14 protein-coding genes are annotated in these 21,440 nt (G+C 62.8%); 3 read left to right on the top strand and 11 right to left on the bottom strand.

The window, feature by feature from the left end; translation table 11 throughout:
• Nucleotides 1–128: 128 nt before the first annotated feature.
• From AB7I51_RS12650 to AB7I51_RS12610, 9 genes are all read right to left on the bottom strand, one after another.
• The gene (locus tag AB7I51_RS12650) at nt 129–3,239 is read right to left on the bottom strand and encodes an efflux RND transporter permease subunit (RefSeq protein WP_428405429.1); all 3,111 of its coding nucleotides are present in this window, start codon (nt 3,237–3,239) and stop codon (nt 129–131) included.
• Entirely contained in the window at nt 3,236–6,370 is a 3,135-nt protein-coding gene (locus tag AB7I51_RS12645; RefSeq protein ID WP_428405428.1) for an efflux RND transporter permease subunit, read from the bottom strand. Before AB7I51_RS12645 ends, AB7I51_RS12650 begins: the two co-directional genes overlap by 4 nt.
• Nucleotides 6,367–7,632, bottom strand: coding sequence for an efflux RND transporter periplasmic adaptor subunit (locus AB7I51_RS12640; protein ID WP_428405427.1), 1,266 nt, complete (start codon nt 7,630–7,632; stop codon nt 6,367–6,369). The genes AB7I51_RS12645 and AB7I51_RS12640 overlap by 4 nt, the downstream gene beginning before the upstream one ends.
• Entirely contained in the window at nt 7,629–9,167 is a 1,539-nt protein-coding gene (locus AB7I51_RS12635) for an efflux transporter outer membrane subunit (RefSeq protein ID WP_428406246.1), read from the bottom strand. Before AB7I51_RS12635 ends, AB7I51_RS12640 begins: the two co-directional genes overlap by 4 nt.
• Before the next feature lie 298 nt (nt 9,168–9,465).
• Entirely contained in the window at nt 9,466–10,005 is a 540-nt protein-coding gene (locus tag AB7I51_RS12630; RefSeq protein WP_428404840.1) for a DUF2147 domain-containing protein, read from the bottom strand.
• Nucleotides 10,006–10,103: 98 nt separating this feature from the next.
• Nucleotides 10,104–12,698 carry an MMPL family transporter gene (locus AB7I51_RS12625; RefSeq protein WP_428404841.1) on the bottom strand — a complete coding sequence of 865 codons (2,595 nt, stop codon included), beginning with the start codon at nt 12,696–12,698 and terminating at the stop codon, nt 10,104–10,106.
• Nucleotides 12,699–12,855: 157 nt separating this feature from the next.
• Nucleotides 12,856–14,073: a DUF1624 domain-containing protein gene (locus AB7I51_RS12620; RefSeq protein ID WP_428404842.1), complete on the bottom strand. Its 1,218-nt coding sequence runs from the start codon at nt 14,071–14,073 to the stop codon at nt 12,856–12,858.
• Nucleotides 14,031–14,759 (bottom strand): cytochrome c biogenesis CcdA family protein, encoded by a 729-nt coding sequence (locus tag AB7I51_RS12615; protein WP_428404843.1) that lies wholly within the window; start codon nt 14,757–14,759, stop codon nt 14,031–14,033. Before AB7I51_RS12615 ends, AB7I51_RS12620 begins: the two co-directional genes overlap by 43 nt.
• 116 nt (nt 14,760–14,875) lie before the next feature.
• Nucleotides 14,876–15,643: a Bax inhibitor-1/YccA family protein gene (locus AB7I51_RS12610; protein ID WP_428404844.1), complete on the bottom strand. Its 768-nt coding sequence runs from the start codon at nt 15,641–15,643 to the stop codon at nt 14,876–14,878.
• Between the two features lie 472 nt (nt 15,644–16,115).
• Between AB7I51_RS12610 and AB7I51_RS12605 the strand changes: the two genes are divergently transcribed.
• A complete protein-coding gene (locus tag AB7I51_RS12605; RefSeq protein ID WP_428404845.1) occupies nt 16,116–16,871 on the top strand; it encodes a hypothetical protein in 756 nt (251 codons plus the stop codon).
• A gap of 79 nt (nt 16,872–16,950) precedes the next feature.
• On the opposite strand, the gene AB7I51_RS12600 is transcribed toward AB7I51_RS12605, so the two are convergent.
• Entirely contained in the window at nt 16,951–17,754 is an 804-nt protein-coding gene (locus AB7I51_RS12600) for a lytic murein transglycosylase (protein ID WP_428404846.1), read from the bottom strand.
• A 415-nt stretch (nt 17,755–18,169) separates the two neighbouring features.
• Between AB7I51_RS12600 and AB7I51_RS12595 the strand changes: the two genes are divergently transcribed.
• Nucleotides 18,170–19,471 (top strand): hypothetical protein, encoded by a 1,302-nt coding sequence (locus AB7I51_RS12595; protein ID WP_428404847.1) that lies wholly within the window; start codon nt 18,170–18,172, stop codon nt 19,469–19,471.
• A gap of 133 nt (nt 19,472–19,604) precedes the next feature.
• Nucleotides 19,605–20,984 carry a tryptophanase gene (locus tag AB7I51_RS12590; RefSeq protein WP_428404848.1) on the top strand — a complete coding sequence of 460 codons (1,380 nt, stop codon included), beginning with the start codon at nt 19,605–19,607 and terminating at the stop codon, nt 20,982–20,984.
• 10 nt (nt 20,985–20,994) lie between these two features.
• On the opposite strand, the gene AB7I51_RS12585 is transcribed toward AB7I51_RS12590, so the two are convergent.
• A complete protein-coding gene (locus tag AB7I51_RS12585) occupies nt 20,995–21,264 on the bottom strand; it encodes a hypothetical protein (RefSeq protein ID WP_428404849.1) in 270 nt (89 codons plus the stop codon).
• Nucleotides 21,265–21,440 lie beyond the last annotated feature (176 nt).

Below are 21,440 nucleotides of genomic sequence, written 5' to 3'. Positions count from 1 at the left end.
AGCGGCGCCGGATCAATTTGCAAGCAAACAGCATCCCGCGCAGCGAAAACCTGCGGAAACGATTACTTCCGCAGGTCTCAAAACTTCGTCACGTCAACGCCTTGCGAGTTCTTCACGGATGACTAACCTCAAGCGCCGTGGGCATTTAGCTGCGCGCCGCGCTCTTGCGCCGGCGCAGCCGGCTTCTTGCGTCGAAGCTTGCTCATCAGCAGATAGATCACCGGCGTCGTGTAGAGCGTCAGCGCCTGGCTGAGCAGCAAGCCGCCGACGATGGTGATGCCGAGCGGGCGCCGAAGTTCGGCCCCGATCCCGGTCGCGAAGGCCAGCGGCAATGCGCCGAAGATCGCGGCGAAGGTCGTCATCAGAATGGGGCGGAAGCGTTCGCGCGCCGCCGCGAGCGCGGCGTCATGCACGGACATGCCGCCGTCGCGCTCCGCCTGCAAGGCGAAGTCGACCAGCATGATGCCGTTCTTTTTGACGATGCCGATCAGCAGCAAAATGCCGATGAAGGCGATGATGGTGAATTCGACGCCGAATAATTCGAGCGACAGCAGCGCGCCGAGCCCCGCTGACGGGAGCGTCGAGATGATCGTGATCGGATGGACGAGGCTTTCGTAAAGAATGCCGAGAATGATGTAGACCGAGAGCAGAGCGGCGAGGATCAGCCCCGCCATGCCGGCCGCCACCTTGCGAAAATCCGCGACATCGCCGGCGAATTCGGCGCGAAGGCCGCCCGGCGGATTGAGTTCCGCGATCGCCTTTTCGATCGCGGCCACGGTCGCGTCGAGACTGTAGCCGGGCGCGACATTGTAGGAAATGGTCGTCGCCGGCACCACGCCCTGATGATTGACGACGAGCGGCGACGAACTGCGCTCGATATGGGCGAGCGCGGTCAGCGGAATCTGGTCGCCGGTCGCTGTCGATACGTAAATTCCTGCAAGATCGCGAATGTCGCGCTGACGTTCGAGCGGCGTTTCGTAGATCACGCGATATTGATTGCGCTGAGTATAGATGATCGCGTCCTGTCTTTGCCCGAACGCGCTGTTCAGCGCCGCATCGATGGCGGATATCTGCACATTCATCCGCGAGGCGGTCTTGCGATCGATGACGACCTTGGCGCGCAATCCGCCGCGCTCCTGGTCGGAGGTCACGTCGACGAGTTCGGGCACTTGTTTCAAGCGCTCCAGCACCTTGTCGCGCCATGCTTCGAGAGCTTCGACCGACGGACTCGACAGGGTGAACTGATATTGCGCCTTGCTGAGGCGACCGCCCGATCGCAAATCCTGAGAGGGCACCATAAACACGTTAAGGCCTGGAATTTTCGCAAATTGTCGACGCAAGCGCGCGATCACCTCCTTGCTTGACGCGCGCCGCTCGTCAGCTGGCTTTAAGGAGACGAACAGCCGGCCCTGGTTCATGGAGGCGGTCAGGTTTGCGGCGCCGATGAAGGAGCCGACGTTGACCACATCCGGATCAGCAAGCAGCGTTTCAGACGCGAGTCTTTGCAGTCGCGCCATTTCCGCGAAAGACACGTCCCCTGACGCCTCGGTCGTTCCATTGATCAGGCCGATATCGTCCTGGGGCAGCGTGCCCTTCGGGATCGTCTCATAAAGACGGACCGTCCAGGCGATCGAGATCACCACGACAATCAACGTGGCCCATGGGTGATCGATCACCGGACGCAGGCTGCGCGCATAGAAATCTACGATCCTGTCGAGCGCGCCTTCGACAATCCTGTCGAAGCGCGATGGCGTGTTCTCGCGAGGCGCGGGCAGGCGCGCGCAGATCATCGGCGTCACGGTCAGCGAGATGACCGTCGAAATCGCGATGGCGAAGGTCAGCGTCCAGGCGAATTCGCGCAGCAGCCGGCCCATCACGCCTTCCATGAAGAGCAGCGGAATGAAAACGGCGACGAGCGAAAGGCTGATCGACAGGACAGTGAAGCCGATCTGCTTGGCGCCGACCAGAGCCGCCTCCATGCGGCTCAAACCGCGCTCGGCGTTGCTTTGGATGTTTTCGATCATCACGATCGCGTCGTCGACGACGAAACCGACCGAGACCGTCAGGGCCATCAGCGAGAGATTATCGAGCGAGAAACCGGCGGCCCACATCGCCGCACAAGTGCCGACCAGAGAGAGCGGCACGGTGACGCCGGCCGCTATGACCGGCGTGGCGCGGCGAAGGAACACATAGACGACCATCATCACCAGCACGATGGAGATCGCCAGCGTGCGCTGAATGTCATGAATGCTGGCGCGAATGGTTTGGGTGCGGTCGGCGAGCACATGGATCTTGATGCCGCTCGGAATCCATTCCTGTAGCTGCGGCAGCAGCGCCTTAATCTGATCGACTGTTTCGATCACATTGGCGTCCGGCTGTTTGGCGACAATGAGGAGCACGGCGGGCTTGCCGTTGAACCATCCGGCGGCGTTGCGGTTTCTTACGCCGAGTTCGACCTTGGCGACGTCGCCGAGCTTGACCACTGCGCCGTTGCGCGATGCGATGACGATGTTGCGGTAATCGTCGGGCGTCGATAGCTGATCGGTCGTTGCAAGGGTGATCTCGCGCGAACCGCCGCCGAGCGCGCCAACGGCGGAATGGGCGTTGGCGGCGTTGAGCGCATTGGCGACCGCGTCGACCCCGAGCCCCATGGCGGCGAGCCGCGCGCTGTCGACCTGGACGCGGATCGCTGGCTGTTCGGCGCCGGCGATCCGCGCCTCGGCGACGCCGGGAACCTGCGAAACGCGCTGCGCAATAACCGAGTCGACAGCGTCAAAAATGGCGCTCGTCGGCAAGGTGTCGGAGGTCATCGCCAGCACGATCACCGGCATGCCCGACTGACTGGCCTTGCGATAGTGCGGCAGCGTCGGCAAATCGGCGGGCAGGTCGGTCAGCGCCGCGTTGAGCGCCGCCTGCACATCGCGCGCGGCGGCGTCGATATTCCGCGTGATGTCGAACTGGGCGACGATCTGCGTCGCACCGAGCGAATTCGTTGAGGTCAGCTCGTTCAGGCCGGAGATAGTGGAGAGGCGACGTTCGAGCGGCGCCGCGACGGACGCCGCCATCGTCTGTGGATCGGCGCCGGGCCGCTGAGCGGAGATGCCGATGATCGGAAAATCGACCGCTGGGAGGCTCGCGACGGGCAGGAAAAAATAAGCGACGGCGCCTACGAGGAACAGCGCGCTCGCCAATAGCGTCGTCGCGACCGGCCGTCTGATGAACGGCGCGGAGACGTTCACTCGGCGGCCTCGCGCGTTGGCGGCTTCGGCAGTTCGACGACTCGCTCTTCGCCAGCGAACCGCGGCTCGGCCGGCGGCGACAGCCGAACGCGCAGACGCTCCACGGCGAGATAAATGACGGGCGTTGTGTAGAGCGTCAGCGCCTGCGACAGAAGCAGGCCGCCGATGATCGCAACGCCGAGCGGAATGCGCAGCTCGCTGCCCGGCCCATGCGAGAGCGCTAACGGCAGAGCGCCGAAAAGCGCCGCAAGCGTCGTCATCATGATGGGGCGGAAGCGCAGATGGCAGGCGCGCACGATCGCGTCACGCGCCGAGAGTCCGTCGTCGCGCTCAGCGTCCAACGCGAAGTCGATCATCATGATCGCGTTCTTCTTGACGATGCCCATCAGCAGAACGACGCCGATCAGCGCGACAATCGACATTTCGATGTGAAAGGCGAGCAGCGCGAGTAGCGCGCCGACGCCCGCCGACGGCAGAGTCGTCAGGACGGTGAAGGGATGGGCGAAGCTTTCGTAGAGAACGCCGAGCACGACATAGATCGACACGATCGCCGCGAGAATGAGCCAGGGTTCGCTCGCCAGCGACTTGTTGAATTCGGCGGCGTCCGCGCTGAAGACGCCCTGAATCGCCGACGGCATGCCGATCCCGGCTTCGGCGTCGGCGATCATTTTCACTGCGTCGCCCAGCGAATAGCCTTCGGCAAGATCGAAACTGATGGTCGAGGCGGGAAACTGATCCTGATGCGCAACGGATAGCGGCGCGGAAAGATCCTCCATGCGCACGAAAGTCGCGAGCGGCGTCTGCGGCCCGCCGCCAAGCGGCGCGACATAAAGCTTCTGCAAGGCGGACGGATCGCGCAGATATTGCGGCGCAGCTTCGAGAATGACGCGATATTGATTCGACTGCGTGTAAATCGTCGAAATCTGTCGCTGCCCAAAGGCGTCGTTGAGCACGTCGTCGACATTTTGCGCCGTAATGCCGAGCCGCCCCATTTTCTCGCGGTCGATCCGCATGAGCCTGCGCAAGCCGCCCTCCTGCGTTTCAGCGGCGACGTTGCGCAAGCCAGGCGTCATGCGGAGACGGTCGAGCAGTCGGTTGGACCAGGTCAACAATTCGCCGCCGTCGGCGGAGGTCAGCGTATATTGAAATTGGGACCGGCTCGGCCGCGTCGTAATCTGGATGTCTTGAACCGGCTGAACGTAAAGCGTGACGCCCGGGATTTTTTCGCCTGCCGCCTTCAGACGGTCGGCGATTTTTTCGGCGCTCGCCCAGCGTTCGTCATGCGGACGCAGCATCACCGTGAGCCGCGCGACATTGGTCGTCGCGTTGAGGGTTCCGACGCCCAGCACCGAGGTCACGCCGCTGACGTCGGGATCTTGACGAAACGCTTCGGCGACCTTCGCCTGCAGCGCCGTCATCTTGTCGAAGGAGGCGTCCGGCGCCGCCTCCATCACCGCCGACAGCACGCCAGTATCCTGCCGCGGCAGGAAGCCCTTGGGAATGATTGCGTAGAGCGCGATCGTGAGCGCCAGCGTCGCGACGGTGAGCCCGAGCATGAATGTCTCGCGCTTGAGCGCCCAGTCGAGCGATTTTTCATAAGCGCGGTCAAGCGCCAGCGAAAGCGTTTCCCATCGCGATCGACCGGGCGGCGGCGCAAATCGCAGCAGCGCCGCGCAAAGCATTGGCGTCAGCGTCAGCGAGATCACCGCCGAGACGACAACCGCCATTGTCAGCGTCAGCGCGAATTCGCGGAACATCCGGCCGACGATGCCGGTCATGAACAGGAGCGGGATGAACACCGCGATGAGCGAGACGGTCAGAGACACGACCGTGAAGCCGATCTGGCGCGCGCCGTCGAGCGCGGCCTGACGCGGCGCTTTGCCCTCTTCGATGTTGCGGACGATGTTTTCGATCATCACGATCGCATCGTCGACGATGAAGCCCGTGCCGATGGTCAGCGCCATCAACGACAGATTGTCGAGCGAGAACCCCGCGGCCCACATGGTCGAGAATGTGGCGATGATCGAGAGCGGCAGGCTGACGCCGGCGATGAGGGTCGCGCGCCAGCTGCGCAGAAACATCAGCACGACAAGCACGACGAGGGCCGCGGCGATGACAAGCGTCAGCTGCACCTCGAAAATCGAGGCGCGGATCGTGACGGTGCGGTCGTTGACGATTTCGAGCGACATGCCGGCGGGAAGCGCCCGTTGAATCTGCGGCAGCTCGTTCTTCACCAATTCGACGGTGTTGATGATGTTGGCGCCGGGCTGGCGCAACACGTCGAGAACCACCGTCTGCACGCCATTGTGCCAGCCGCCGACGCGGGCGTTCTCCAGCCCGTCGAAGACCTGCGCCACGTCGCGAAGCATCACCGGCGCATTGTTGCGCCAGGCGACGATGATGTCGTCATATTGACGGGCGTTTAGAATCTGGTCGTTGGCGTCGAGCACATAGGACTGTCGCTTGCCGTCAAGCGAGCCCTTGGCGCCGGCGACATTCGCCGACGCGATGGCGAGGCGCAGATCCTCCATGCTGATGCGATTGGCCGCAAGCCGCGCGAGATCGGCCTGAATGCGCACCGCCGGCCGGACGCCGCCCTGCACCGAGACGCGGCCGACTCCCGAGACCTGCGAGAGCTGCGGCGCGATCAGCGTGTCGGCGCGATCGCTCAAATCGCGCAAGGTGGCGGTCTTCGAACGCAGCGTCAGCGTCAGGATCGGCGTGTCTGCGGGGTTAACCTTGGCGTAGACGGGCGGATAGGGGAGGTTGCGCGGGAGCGTCGAGGCGGCGGCGTTGATCGCCGCCTGAATGTCTTGCGCGGCCGCGTCGATATTGCGGTCGAGATCGAATTGCAGCGTGATCTGAGAAAGTCCGAACGAGCTTTGCGACGACATGCTGGTCAGCGACGGAATCTGGCCGAACTGCCGTTCGAGCGACGCCGTCACCAGCGATGCGATCGTATCGGGATTGGCGCCGGGCAGCTGTGTCGTCACCTGAATGGTCGGAAAATCGACCTGTGGCAGCGGTGAGACGGGAAGTCGCAAATACCCCATCACGCCAAACAGCAGCACGGCGAACGCCAAAAGCGACGTCGCCACCGGCCGGCGGATGAAGGGCGCTGATACGTTCATTTTTTCGTTCGACCGCCTGGCGCGCGCGGCGCCGCTCCACGCGCCGGCTTTGCGCTCTCTTCTTCGCCGCTGGCGTCGGCGCTGTCGGCGTCGGCAGCCGCACGCGCGCTCACGACATGAACTTTTGCGCCGTCCGACAGCCGGGAAAAGCCGCTTGTAAGGACGACCTCACCGGGCTGGAGCCCCGAAGCGATGACGGCGATTTTCTCATCCTGTCGGCCCGTCGTCACCTCGCGCATTGTCGCGACGTCATCAGGGGCCAGCACATAGACGAAAGCGCCGTTCGGCCCGCGTTGCACCGCGTGGCTCGGCGCCACGAGCACGTTCTTCAGCGTGTCGAGCATCAGACGCACATTCACGAATTGGCCGGGCCAGAGCGACAGCGTTTGGTTCGCAAAGATCGCTTTGAGACGCACCGTTCCGGTCAACTGGTCGATTTGATTGTCGATGACGCTCAGCTCTCCTGTTTCGATCGGCGTTGCGTTGTCCGGACCAAGCGCCGTGACCTTGGCCGCTCCTCGGGCCTCCGCCTTTTGCACCGAGGGCAACGCCTGCTGAGGCAGGGTGAACACAACATAAATCGGCTTCAGTTGCGTGATGACGACAATGCCGGTCGAATCTGAGGCGTGCAGAATATTGCCAACGTCGACGAGACGGATGCCGGCGCGCCCGTCAATCGGCGAGCGGATCGTTGCATAGTCGAGCGTCGTCTTGGCGTTGTCGATCGCAGCCTTGTCGGCCCGTACCAGCGCTTCAAGTTGAGCGACCGTCGCCTTCTGGGTGGCGTGTTGCTGCTTGGAAGCGAAATTGCCGACGACGAGCCTTTCATAGCGGGCGAGATCGACGCGAGCGTTGGCGAGATTGGCCTCGTCCTGCGCCTTCTTGGCGACCGCCTGATCATATTGCGCCTGATAGAGCGCCGGATCGATTTCGGCCAATATGTCGCCTTTGTGGACGTCCTGTCCCTCGGTGAAGGCGAGGCGCAGCAGTCGCCCGTCGACCTGCGTGCGGATCGTCACCGTGTTGAGCGCCTGCACGGTGCCGACCGCATCGATGGTCACTGGCACGTCGTCGCGCCGAGTCTTCGAAACAGTCACCGTAACGATACGCTCGCCCCGCGCGCCGCCGGAACGCGCTGCGCCGGAACCCTGGTCCCTGGCCCCGAAGCCAGGAAGCTTTCCCGCTTGATATGCCCAGGCCAAGACGACGGCGAGCACGAGCGCGCCGATCGCCAGCAGCACCCTTCGGCTGACGCGGGTCATGGCCATGGTCCCCTGTCGGCTTCATAGGCTGCGTTGGAGCGGGCGATCTCGATTTCGCGAGTTGTTGGCCCCCAGCCGCCGCCGAGCGCCTGATAGAGGCTCGTCGCCGCCTGAAAATGAGAGAGCCGCGCGACGGCAAGCTGGTCCTGCGTCTGGAAATAGTTCGTTTGCGTTTGCGCGAGCGTCACGATGTCGATTGTCCCTTCCTGCAGCGTCACCTCCGCGGCGCCCAAGGCGCGCCGAGCGGCAGACACCGCGACGCTCAGGAACTTCATCTGGCGGTCCGTCTCGCGTATTGCAATCAGAGCGTTCTCAGTATCGGACAGCGCGGTTAGAATTTGTTTGCGGTAAAGCGCCGCCAGTTCCGAATAGCGGCCTTTCTGCAGGTCATATTGGCCCTGAAGGTTCCATCCGTCGAACACCGGCTGCGTCAGCGTGCCGGCGAGTTGTACGGCGATGGCGTCCGGCCGCAGCAGCAGCGTCGAGAGCAGCGCGCTCTGGAAGCCATAGAGGCTGGTCAGGCTTATCGACGGGAAAAACGCGGCCCGCGCCTGCAACACCGAAAATTCCTGCGAAGCGAGCCGCGCTTCCGCCTCGGCCACGTCGGGTCGGCGCAAGAGCACTTCCGAAGGCAGTCCCGGCGCAATGCGCGGAAAGTTCAGCTTGGTCAGCGAGCCGCCCTTGATGGTCATGCTTTCAGGCGTCTGTCCCAGCAGCACCGCAAGATTGTTGCGGGTCTGGCGCAGGGTCTGTTCGAGCGGCGGAATGGTTGCTTGCTGCTGCGCCAGGATCGTTTGCTGCTGCGACGTGTCGAGCACGGTCGCCACGCCCACTTCGAGCCTTGCGTTGATCGCGTCCATCACCTGCTGCGCGATTGTGACGTTCCCGCGCGCGATGCGCAGACGATCCTGGGCGGTGAGCACTTGGAAATAGGCGTTCAGCACAGCGGCGACGGTCGAGATTTCGACGACGTTGCGATCGAAGCGCGACACATTGGCGAGGATGCGCGCGGCCATCGAGGCGTCCTCGTTCTTGCCCCAGAAATCCAGTTCGTAGCTCGCGGTCAGACCGAGCTGGAAAAAGCCGAAATTCCGAGCGCGGAATCCTGAACTCGACAGGCTTGAGCTCGAACTCGATGTGGTGGCCGGATTAAATCCCGAGCTCGCCGAGCCGACATTGATCGTCGTGCCGGGCGTCCGCGTCGTGCGGGCGATATCCGTCAAGGACACCGCCGGCCATTGCGCGGCGCTTGAAACGCGCGCTTGTGCGTCGGCCTGGGCGATGCGGGCGATCGCCGCGGCGAGGTCGAGGTTGTCGTCGAGCGCGCGCTCGACGAGCTGGGTCAGTTCCTTGGAGCCGAATTTGACGGCGAAATCCCGCCCTCCGGAGATCGGCGGCGCCGGATGCGGCTTCGCTTCCACGAAACGCGCCGGCGGCGGCGCCGACAGATTGGGCTTGTCCCACTCCAGATCGCAGCCGGCCAGCGCGGCGGCGAACGTCGCGGCCGCCAGCGCCGGGCGAGGGGAGCGAGTCAAGGCGGGCGCGGTCAAGTAGCAGACGTCTCCGGAAGGGACGGCGGGAACGGCCTGAGCGTCCCCTTCCTTAAGCGCCGGTGGAGGCTTGGGGAAGGCCCGCGCCCTCGGGCGCTGCGGCTCCCTTTCGCTCGCCCCGAGAGGACCAGCGGCGGATCGCAAGCATTCCCAAGCGGCGGCGAGGAGGCGCGCGCTGGCCGTCAACGCGCGAAAAGCTGTGAATCACAAGCTCGCTCGAAGCGGTGCAACGGTCAAGTTACGTATCGGTAAGGACCGCGCGGCGAGGCGCCGAATCTCTTCGCTATTCCGTTTGGGGGGCAGGCGTCTTGCGCTTCGCCGGCTTTGCCGCTTTCGCCGCCGGCTTGGACGTCTCTTTGGCCGGCGGCTCGTGCGCGACGGGTTCCTTCGCGGCCGGCTCCTTGTGGGCCTCGGGCGCGGCCGCTTTCGCAGCCGGCTCTTGCGCGGCCGGTTTGGCGTCTGCCGCCGGCTTGGTGGGGCCGGAAACCTTGGTCCAGGTCTCGCTTTGGCATAGGAAGGCGACGAGGCAGCCCGTCATCGTCAGCGCGGTCGGCGAATCGAGCGAGATCTTGCCGATATAGGTCTTGCCGCTTTCGGGATCATTGATATCGCCCTCCCAATGGTTGGGCGTCGTCTTGGCGGCGTCCTTCAAAACGACCGGCGCCGGCGAGCCGTCGGGCATCGGCTCGATCCCCTTGGCGCAGAGCTTGCCGGAGCAGTCGTAGAATTCCAGCTTGTCGTTGGGATGTCCTTCGCGAACCCAAACCCCGTAGATGGCGTCGACCGCGTTCGCCGCCGTTGGGGCGCAGAGGGCTGCCGCCATAGCAACGCGTAGACAGGCTTTTCTCATGACGCCGGACCTCTGTTTGTTGCGATGAATGCGATTCGCTCAAGCTAGCGAACGCCGGAACGCCGACTCGGTCAAGCCGCGTCGGCCGCATCCTTTATCGGTTCGCGCGGCGGACCAAGGAACGCGGGCACGATAATGAACGCGGCGAGCAATGTGAAGAACAGCGAAATGGCGAGAAGTTGACCCATGCTCGCTGTTCCGGGATGGCTCGACAAAATCAGGCTGCCGAAGGCGGTGCCCGTCGTTAGCGAACTGAAGAAAATGGCGCGGGTGAGGCTTGAGGCCAACATGTCGACGACGCCTTTTCGCCATGCGATGACATAGTAAATGTGAAAGGCGACGCCGACTCCGAACATCAGCGGCAGTGCGATGATGTTGGCGAAATTGAGCGACATGCCAAGCAAATCCGCGGCTTGTAGACTCATAATGCCTGCGAGCACCAGCGGGCCCAATGTCAAGGCGACGTCAATCGGATTGCGCAGCGCGACCGCCAGGATGATGAAGATGGCGATGAAGGCGTAGAGTCCGGCTTCAAGAAAAGCGCGGGTGATGGTCTTTTGCGCTTCCGACACGATCACCGGCGGACCGCTCGCGTCCGGCACGATGGCCTGGATCGCCTCGGCGAATGTGGTCATGACGACGCGGTCATTGCTGTCGCCTTTCGGCGTCGCCTCGACCCGAACGACGCCAGCATCGGAAATCCAGTCGCGACGCAAATCCGCAGGCAGCGTGTCAATCGTCACGCGTTGCGCCTGTAGCGCCTGACGAATTTCGCCAAGCATCTTGTCGAAGCCGCCAAACACCGCCTCTCGCGCTTTTGCGCGCGCCTCCGGGCTTGCTTTCGCAAGGGCGTCGAGATCGTCGGCAAAGCGCGTCACGGCGGGTATCGGCTTCTTTGCAGTCGCCTTGCGCAACGCCTTGGCGGCTTTGATTAGCGCTTTGACGGTATCGGCGTCGCTCGGCGGCGCTTTCAATTTTGGATTCAGCGCGCCGCGCAATTGCGACACCGCCATGTCGACGAGCGCGAGCTTGTCGTCCTGATCCTTCGGGATCAGGGAATCAATCGAGTCGACGTGATCGACATCCGGCAAAGCCGCGATTTTCTTTTCCAATTCGCGCGCAGCTTCAAGCGATGGCGCCAGAACCTCGATCTTGTTGGGCGCGGTTTTCGGGTCCTTGGAAAGATCGAGGAAGGTCGCGACTGATTCGACCCTTTGATCGCGCAGATTCATCGGATTGGAGTCGAAGGTCAGATGCATGAGGGCGGGCATGCCGGCGAGCACGACGATCGCCGTGGCGATGAGCACGAAAAGGCGGTGATGCGCGATCCAATGATCGACGGCGGCGAGCGATGTTGTCGCGATCGGCACATGTTCCGCGCGCGGGCGCAACAGTTTGATCGCCGCCGGCAGGAAAGTGAGCGTTGCGACATAGGCGACGATCATGCCGACGCCAGCGATCAGTCCGAGTTCGGACACGCCGCTGAACGAGGTCGGCAGAAAGCAGAAGAAACCGGCAAGCAGCGACACGGCGGCGAGCGTGAGCGAGCTTCCGATGCCGCGAGTCGCTGATAGCAGCGAACGTTCGAGATCGTCGTCATTGTGACGTTCTTCGCGATAGCGGGTCGCGAACTGGATGCCGAAGTCCACGCCAAGTCCGATGAACAGCGCCGCGAAGGCCACCGAGATGAGATTGAAGCGGCCGATCATCAAAATGCCGAGCCCTGAGGTCATGGCGAGACCGGCGAGGAGGGTGATCAGCACCGCGAGAATGAGCTTTGGCGAACGCAGCGCCGCGAAGAGAATGAGCGTCACCACCGCGAGCGTGCCGGTGGTGTTCAAGGCCATGTTTTCCGAAATGGTGGCGAATTCGTCGTCGGCGAGGGGGATCTGGCCGGTCAGGCGAAGCGTGATTCCATGCGCTTCGTCGAGATGCAGTTCCGCGGCCGTCTTTCGCACGAATTTGATCGCATCGCCTCCCGGCTCCAGATCGGTATAGTCGACGATCGGCTTGGCGATGACGATGCGTCGCTTCTCCAGTTCCGGCGGGGCTGGCGCGCTTCCGCCGGAGGCCAACAGCTTGCCCCAGTCGACCTCCGCCGGTTTTCCCGCGAGCGCCGCTTCAATGGCGGCGGAAAACTCTTGGACGCCGCCGACATACATTTTAAGGGCGCGTTCGCTGCCGGAGGCTGATTTGAAATTGTCGACGAGCACGTTCGACAGACCGCGCAGACTGGAGTCCTCGGCAAGCGGCTGCAGGACGTCGCGCTGGCCGATCATCATGCCAATATTTTTTTCGATGTCGGAGACCGGCAGAAACAGCAGGCCGTTCTTGCGGAAATATTCGTGCTCGTCAGGACGCCAAACCCGCGAGAAGAGCGAATTTCCCTGCAGGGCGGCGTCGAGGCGCTTTGCGGCGTCGTCAGCCTCCTCGCCCGTCTTGGCGTCGATAACGACGACGATGACGTCGAGAAGGTCCGGAAAAGCCTTGTAAAGGGCCGCTTCGTTCTTGCGCCAGGCGACGTCGGGCGAAAAAAGATTGGCGGTCTCGGTGTCGATCGCAAATCGTTCGACGGTGACATACACGCCGCCCGCCGTCAGACCGAGAGTGAGTAGAACCACTGTCCACGGCCAGCGGAGGCATAAGGCGACCAGCTTTTCGAGCATTCCGTTTTTCCCGCCTTTTTTGGCGACAAGACCTCATAGGCGCGGGAGCCGGCGCTCTTCGGTCGGGTTCCTCTATACAAGCGCCCAGTGCGACTACCAAGGCGACTTGCGTCGAATACTTAATCTCAACTCCCTGCGGCGATTTGACCCGATCGTGTCACAGATAGGTCAGCCACCAAAGATCGCGTCGTCGACGCTTCACCTGCGCAAACCAGCGGCAGAGTGGGTAAAGCGCCAAAATCACCAGTATCCAGGCGAGGTAAGCGCCCGCGAGGCCCGCGCCGAGTTCCGGCGGAGGGGCTCTGGCTTTCGCCCAGCCGGCGATATCCGACAGCGAATAGCCTTGCGCCATGACGAAGGCCAGCGCTGCGGCGACCCCGACATAAAGGTGCAGCACGTAAAAAAAGAGCGGCGTGCGGCCAAAGACCGTCAGCGCCGCGCCGACGCCCCCGCCAGCGCGCGCTAGCAGGGGCAGCGCCAACGCCGCGCCGCCAAGCGTCGCCAGAAGATAGAGAAGCGACGGCGGATATTTCGTCACCTTGAGAAAGGAGAGCAGGGTGAACAGGGAGTCGCGCTGCGCGCCCCAGGGATGCGGATCGCCGTAGAAATTCGAAAAGCGCAGCACGACGAAAAGCGCCAGCGCCATGCCGCCCGCGACAAAAAGCGCGCGTTCGCGCGACTTTGCAGGCTCAAGGAAGAGCGGGCCGATTCCATATCCTAGCGCGGCGACGCCGATCCAGGGCAGCGCGGGATAGATAACGTCGCCGGGTACGTCGAACGGCAGCTTGCCAGTTTCATGCAGCAGGCTCCACCACGGTCCGAATGCGCCGAGGTCGGCTGCGTGAATGCCGTCGAGCAGGTTATGGCCGAAGATGATCAAGACGCCTGTGAGAAGCACGAATCGCTGCGGCAGTCGCGACAGCGCGGCGAGCGCCACGAGGCCGCATCCGATCGCCCAGAGCGTCCCGAGTTCGCTGCGTCCTGAACCCATGCTCCAGATCGGACCGATGACAACGGCGTCGAGAAAAATCAGCCACAGGCCGCGCGCCGCGAGAAATCTCGACAGCGCCGTGGGGTCCTTGACCTTCACGCCATAGAGATAGGCGCTGACGCCGGCGAGCACGGTGAAGGTCGGCGCGCAGAAATGGGTGATGAAGCGGGTAAAAAATAGAAATGCATTGGTGCGATCCAGATCCGTCGGCGAGAAGCGGATCGCGTCGGCGTCGAAGAAATCGCGCATATGATCGAGCGCCATGAGAACCATGACGAGGCCGCGCAGCCGGTCGATTTCCGGCAGCCGATGCTCGTCGTAAAGCGGGTTTTGCGCTTCGCTTATCCGAGCTTGGCGAGGCCCGGAAACAGCTCCAGTAGCCAATAGGACATCTCCTGCACGCCGCCCGTGAGGAAGGCGACGCCGGTGAAGACGAGCAGAGCGCCGACGACTTTCTCGACTTTGCCGAAATGGCGCCGGAAACGCGCGACGAAGGCGAGGAACCGGCCGAGCGCCAGGCCGGCGCCGATGAAGGGCAGGCCCAGGCCAAGCGAATAGGTCGCCAGCAGGGCGGCGCCGAGCGCCACCGTCTCCTGCGTTCCGGCGACCGCGAGGATGGCGGCGAGGATCGGCCCGATGCAGGGCGTCCAGCCGAAGGCGAAGGCGAGGCCCATGACATAGGAGCCGAACAGGCCCATCGGCTTGGTGATTTCGGCGCGCTTCTCGCGATAGAGCAGGCTGACTTTAAGCAGGCCGATGAAGTGAAGGCCCATCAGAATGATGATCGCGCCGGCGACCCAGGACAGGATATGCAGATTTGCCCGCAGCACGGACCCGAAGGCGCTCGCCGTCGCGCCGAGCGCGACAAAAACCGTGGAGAAGCCGAGAACGAACAGGATCGAGGACAAGAGAATGTCGCGCCGCGCCGCTGAGCGCGTCTCGATTTCGAGATCCTCCATGCTGACGCCGGCGAGATAGGTCAGATAGGGCGGCACCAGCGGCAGCACGCAGGGAGAAAGGAAAGACAATAGTCCCGCCGCCGCAGCCGCCGGGAATGTGACATTCGTCATTCAGTGTCCTCAGCTCAATCGCCTGGAGACTTCTGCCACAGGCGCGCCGGCGCGCAAAGGTTCGCCAACAAGAAAAAACCCCGCCGAAGCGGGGTTTTTGTCCGAGGTTTCGACAGTTAGTCGTTGCGCTGGCCGAACAGGAACAGCAGCGACTGGAACATGTTGATGAAGTCCAAATAGAGCGAGAGCGCGCCAAATACGCTCTTCTTCTGGGCGACTTCATAGCTGTCGCTCTCGTAATACATGTCCTTGATGTTCTGCGTGTCCCAGGCGGTCAGCCCGGCGAACACCAGAACCGCGATAATCGACAGAGCGAACTGCAGACCGGTCGATTGCAGAAACAGATTGACCAGCCCGGCGATCACGAGACCCCAGACGCCCATCACCAGGAACGAGCCGAAGGCCGAAAGATCGCGCTGGGTCATGTAGCCGTAAAGGCTCAGACCGCCGAACGCCGCCGCGGTGATAAAGAAGATGCGCGCGACCGACGCCCCGGTAAAGATCAGCAGAAGCGACGACATCGACAATCCCATCACCGCCGCAAAGGCGAGGAACAGATTGCGGGCCGTCGCGGCGGAAATCGTATTCGCGCGCGCGCCGATGAAAAAGACGAAGGCGAGCGGCGCCAGAATCACCACCCACCGCAGCGGCGTCGTGTAGAGCATCTGGCCGAATGGCGTCAGCGCGAGGGCGCCCGGCGCCGTCTTGGCCACGGCCAGCATGTATGTGCCGAGCGCGACGAGCCCCGTCACGCCCAAGCCGAGCGTCATATAATTGTAGACGCCAAGCATATAGGCGCGCAGGCCCTGGTCGATCTCAGCCGTGGTCGGCCGCGCGACCCCGCGCCCGTAGCCGAAGCTGGTGTTGCGGTCGAAGTTGGACATGTGATCCTCTTGGTCTGGATGGCCGGGTTGCGCCTCGCGACAAGGGAAAACGCTTCCCAGCCTCGCGCTGAATATGGCTCCGCCTTAATTGAGTGGCAACCCAGCAACGAATGAACTCTTGTTAAGGTGGTTGCGAATTAAGGCGCCTTCACGAAAGCCGGCGAGTCCTAATTGTTTTTCTGATTCCGATCAATTTATGTTGCGCTGCACAGGCCTGTCGGCCGCGAAGCGTTCCTTTTGGCGTCTGGCGGTTCCAAGACAGGCTTGCGCCGGACCGGCGCGCGGATTGCGCAGCGCAGGATGGCGGCCGATCGACGCACCCTTGCTGATAGCCGGGAATCCGCTAACATCAAGCCCCAGGCGTCCTTGCGACGTTTTCTCAAGCGTAAGCTTGACGGAACTGCTTTGTGCGGCGCAAAGCAGTATTTCTGAGAGTCACGTGTTCTTGCACACGAAGACCCAGGAGGTCATCATGCGTGAAGGTGGAAATCCGGACGCGCATCCCGTGCCGCAGGGGAGCGAAAATCGCCTCGCGCCCCGGGGCGGTTGCCGTTTCGCCAAGGTCGTTCGTTTCGCTCTTCTCCCGGTCGCGGCCGTTCTGGCGGTCGCCGTCGCCGGGGCGCCCGATCCGGCGGAGGCCCATGGCCGCCTGGGCGCGGCGGAAGGCCGATGCCGACTGTTCATCGGCCCCGACATCATGAATTTCACCGGCTATCTGCCCGAGTCATCGAAGAACGAGTTCTGCGAGGACATTCCGGCGACCGGCCCGATGATCATGGTGTTGGACGCTGAGCAGGACGAATTGCGCGACATGAAGATCGAATTGCGCATCGTCAAGGACGTCGGCGGCGAGGACAAGGAGAACGAGGATCTCCAAGCCGTCACTGTCGCCTATCGGGAGCCGAAGAGCTACCCGACCGGCACGGTCAATTTCGAGCATACTTTCGACGATCCGGGCTATTTCGTCGGCATCGTCACGGTGACGGGCGACCACGGCGAGCGATGGGTGTCGCGCTTCCCCTTCTCGGTCGGGAAGAGCTTCATGCGCGACCTTCCGGTCTATCTGACCTTGGGGATTGGCACGGTCGCGGCGTTCTTCATCTATCTCGTCCATCGACGTCGCGAAACCGCCGCAGCCAAGGCCCACAAGCCGCCGCCCGCGCCGCCGGCTCCGCCGCCCACGACGCCGGATGAGGATCACGGCCCGGAGGCGACTCCAGCGGAGTGAATGCGCCTTCGACTCGGCGTTGGACGCTGCGCCGGCGCTAATGCCGTCGACGTATTTTAGCTTTGCGCGCGATGCGATTTCAGCGTTCGGGCGACGCCCCGCCGCCATCGATCTGACGACCGATCTGCGCAATTGCCCGCTGATACACGGTGGCGGCGTTCCACGCCTGAATCGCCCCGAAATTGCTTTCGCCCGGCTGATAGCCGCCGCCGGCGCGCCAGCCGTGAGCGTGAAGGAAATTCGCCGTGGCGTTCAGCGCCGCGGCGGCGTTGTCCAGATTGCCCCCGCCGCCGTAGTTCAGGATGTTTTTCGGCAGGAATTGGGTATGGCCGATCTCGCCATGCATCGAGCCGCGAGCGTTGGGCGACAGCGCGCCGCGATCGACCAAGGTCAGCGCGGCGTAAAGCTGATCGGTGAAATAGTCGGATCGGCGGCAGTCATAGGCGAGCGTCGCCACCGCCGACAGCGCATGCTGATTGCCGTGCACGGCGCCAAATCCCGTCTCCATTCCCCAAATGGCGAGAAGAGGTCCAGGCGGCACGCCGTAGCGCTGCTCGATTTGCGAGAAAAGCCCCCCGTAGGATCGCTTGAGCGTGCGCCCGCGCGCCACGATAGCTGGGCCGCCGCGTTTCGCCAGGAACTGGTCGAGCGACAGGCGGAAGCTTTTTTGGCCGCGATCGGCTGAAATCGTCGCCGTGTTGTAATGCGTCCCCATCAACGCGCTGATGCCGGCCTGACCTATGCCTTGGGCGCGCGCCTCCTCAGCGAATTCCCGCTTCCAGTTCTCGAAGCCCGCCGCCGAATGTCCGCATTGGGCCGCCATCGCCGGATGAACCATCGCACTAAACGCGAGCGCAGTCGCAATTTTGAGGGCAGTCCGCATAGCTGTTCTTCCCCTTTGTCACAGACCTCTGAACGAGCTTTTTCTGGCTTCAACGTCGGGCGCTTGCGTCCATTCCGTTCGGCGCAGCCTATCCATTTCTGACAATTGTTTCATCCCGCTTTCGACCCGAACTTACTCCGAATGGATAATTTTGCGCCACCGTCACGTAACCGATCGCAAGCTAGGCATTGGCGTGGGCCGCAGCGCTCGCCACAGCCATGTGCTGTGCAGCGCAGCGTTCGGCTTTGTCCGATCGTACATGTTCTCCCGTCAGCGTCGAGCGCGACTCGACAGGGCCGAGTCGCGGTCCGCCGCAAGAGAGGCATGATTGACGAACGGCGTCAGTCGGCTAGCATCGTCCAATCTGTAAGCCTCATGCGTTCCCGGATGACGTCGCTGCAGCCTCGAGCGCAGGATGGAAGCCGGTAAGTTGGGATGCGTTTTGCAGGACATTGTCGAAAGCGATTGGACTCTCGGCGCCGTTAAACGTCGCGAAGAGCAGCGTCTAAAGAGCGAGCGCGCTGCGCGTTCAGGCGACGCCGAAACGATTCAAACGTCTTACGCTCCAGATGTGTCGGGCGATAATTGGGTCGCCGCCGCCTTCAGGCGCCGACAGGAGGATGAACGCGCGAAAGCGGAGCGCGATCAGCCCGTCGCCGGCGATCGCGCCGAAGCGGAAAGCAGGGAAGTTCCCGTCGACAACTGGCTTATCGAAGGCTTCAAGCGTCATCAGGAAGAAGAGCGACGCCTCGAAATCATCGCCAGATCAGATGAGGCCGGCGTTCCAGCCGATGGAGACGAGCAATCGAATTCCTCGCCCATGCGCGCCCTTGTCATCGTGAACGAGGTCAGCCCGCCGGCGCTGCATGAATCCGCAGGCCGCGATGCGCGCGCGGATGATCAAGTTTCGTCTGGAGCGGTCGGCGCTCTCGTAACCGTCGGCGGCAAAAAGGCTCTCGTAAGGCGCCCGAGAGGCGCCGCTCGACTGATTGCCATCGCAGGCGTGGTCATTGTCGGGCTGGTTTCCCTTTTCGGCCTCAAGACGGCGCTTTGGAATTTTGGCGGTTCGCCGCGCGGCTTGGATCGGGGAGCGCCCAGCGTGACGCCGCCGCGAAAATCAAGCCCGGCGGCGCCAAAAGCGACGCCGCCCGCCAAAAAAGAACTTCTTCGTCCGGAGCCGGCAGGGCCGTCGCCCGGCGAGCAAACGACGAACGCCCCGCCGGCCCGTCCGGCCGACGCCGCGCCCACAAAGCCCAGCGACGCCGCCACGATTCCTGCGCCGCCCGCCGAAACGCCGCAAAGTTCGACGCAGAGTCCGGCTGCGCCGCGTCCGCAGTCCGAATCCAAGGCTCCTCCTCCTGCGACGCAGGGCGACAAGTCTCTCCATGACAATCAGGCTTCGCCGGCCGCGACCCTGGCTGCGCCGGTTCCACCCGCGCCCAAGGATGCGGCGTCGCCTGCAAGGCCCGACAAGGATTCGACTGCGAAGCCCGCGTCCGTCGGGTCGGAAGGATCGCGCGACGTGGTTGCGCCTGAGCCCGAACACAATGCTTCTCAGCCTAATCGCCACGCGCCGAACGCCAAATCGAAGCCGCAGTCGAAGGAAAAACGCGGCGCTCGTCGTTCTTCCCGAAATTCCGATGGCTTTTCGACCTTTCTGAAGCGCACTGCAAATTCGGTTCGCAGATTTTTCGGACGGCTCGGCGTGAAGCAGTAGTTTTCGGCTTTCAGCAACGTGGCGCGGCGGTTTTGTGGACCCGGCGCGCGACAATGCCCATTTGAAGATCACGCGATACGCTGATCGAAAGAACCGTGTCGGTCTCTACTTTCCATGACACGCGAGCATTGCCGTGAGAACGATTATCGAGCCGTTTCGCATCAAGATGACCGAAGCGCTGCCGATCACGACGCGCAGCGCACGCGAAGACTATCTGGCGACGGCGTTCAACAATGTCTTCCTGTTAGACGCCGAGTGCGTCACCATCGACCTGCTCACCGACAGCGGCACCGGCGCGATGTCCGACCGGCAATGGTCGGCGCTGATGCTCGGCGACGAAAGCTATGCGGGCAGCCGCTCCTGGCATCGATTCGAGCAAACCGTGCGCGACATCACCGGCTTCAAACATATCTTCCCGACGCATCAGGGACGCGCGGCCGAGCGCATCCTCGCCGCGACTCGTCTCAAAGCAGGGAACGTCATTCCCAACAATGGCCATTTCGACACGACGCGGGCGAATATCGAATATGTCGGCGCCGTCGCGACAGATGCGCCAACGACCGAAGCGCGCGATCTCTATTCCGAGAAACAGTTCAAGGGGAATATGGACCTCGACGCGCTTGCGCAATTGATCGAGGTCGAAGGCGCCGCCAACATTCCCTTCTGCATGATCACCGTGACCAACAATACCGGAGGCGGCCAGCCGGTGTCGATGGAGAATATCCGACGCGTCAAGGAACTGCTGGAAAGGCATGACATTCCGCTGATCATAGACGCCTGTCGTTTTGCCGAAAATTCATTCTTCATCAAGGAGCGCGAGCAAGGCTTTGCCGATCGAAGCCTGCTCGACATCGCAAGAGAGATGTTCTCATTCGCCGATGGGGCGACGATGAGCGCCAAGAAGGACGGGCTGGCGAATATCGGCGGATTTCTCGCCTGCAACAACGACGGTTGGGCCGAAGATTTCCGCAACCTGCTCATCCTGACTGAAGGATTTCCTACTTACGGCGGTCTTGCGGGCCGCGATCTCGAAGCGATTTCCGTCGGCCTGATGGAGGCGCTGGAATTTGACTATCAGCGCTATCGTCACGCGACCGTCGACTATGTCGCTTCGGCGCTGATCGCGCGCGGCATACCGATCGTCCGACCGGCCGGCGGCCATGCCATCTTCATCGACGCCGCCGCCTTCTGCCCGCATCTCGACGCCAGCGACTATCCCGGCATCGGACTGGTCAATGCGCTTTATCTCGAAGGCGGGATTCGCGCCGTCGAGCTCGGCAGCGTGATGTTCGGAAAGCCTGCGCCGGACGGGGGCAAGGAAATCGCCGCGCCGCATGAATTGGTCCGGCTGGCGTTCCCGCGCCGGGTCTATACGCAAAGCCATTTCGACTATCTCATCGAAACGCTGGATGTCGTTTGGCGCCGGCGCGCTTCGATCAGGGCTTATCGGATCACGGAACAAGCGCCGTTTCTGCGCCATTTCACGGCGCATTACGAGCCGGCCGTGGGTTGAGAGCCTTCGCTTAAGCGGTGGACGACGGGCCGCCTTGAGCGGCCTGAAACTGGACAAGTTCGCTCGCCGAATAGTCGCCGCTCGCGTCACAGTTCGGGCAGGTTACGGTAAACGAGGCCGGCCCGGATATTTCCAGGGCGCCCGTGTCGGTCGGTTCATTCAGAATAGCGAAGTGCTGACGGCACTGCTTGCAGGCGAATCCGATATACCAGCCTCCTGGGATGAGCGCCTGCAGTGCGGAGACGTCAAAAGTTCCGGCGAATCGAATGCCTTGGGCCATGAAGCGTCTTCCAACCTCCGCCTACGAGTTCATCTAGCGCCCGGCGCCTGCGCGACGATCCTTGCGGGATTCGCGCTCGCTCCGTCAAGCCGCACCCACTCGATAAGCGGCGCGTTCAACCGACTTGGCGTAATTCTTAAGGCTTTCGCGCCAAAAGATGGCGCGTGCGGCGTTTC

The organism is Methylocystis sp. (genome assembly GCF_050246715.1).
Lineage (GTDB): Bacteria > Pseudomonadota > Alphaproteobacteria > Rhizobiales > Beijerinckiaceae > Methylocystis.
This window is presented reverse-complemented; position numbering and strand designations above follow the sequence as displayed.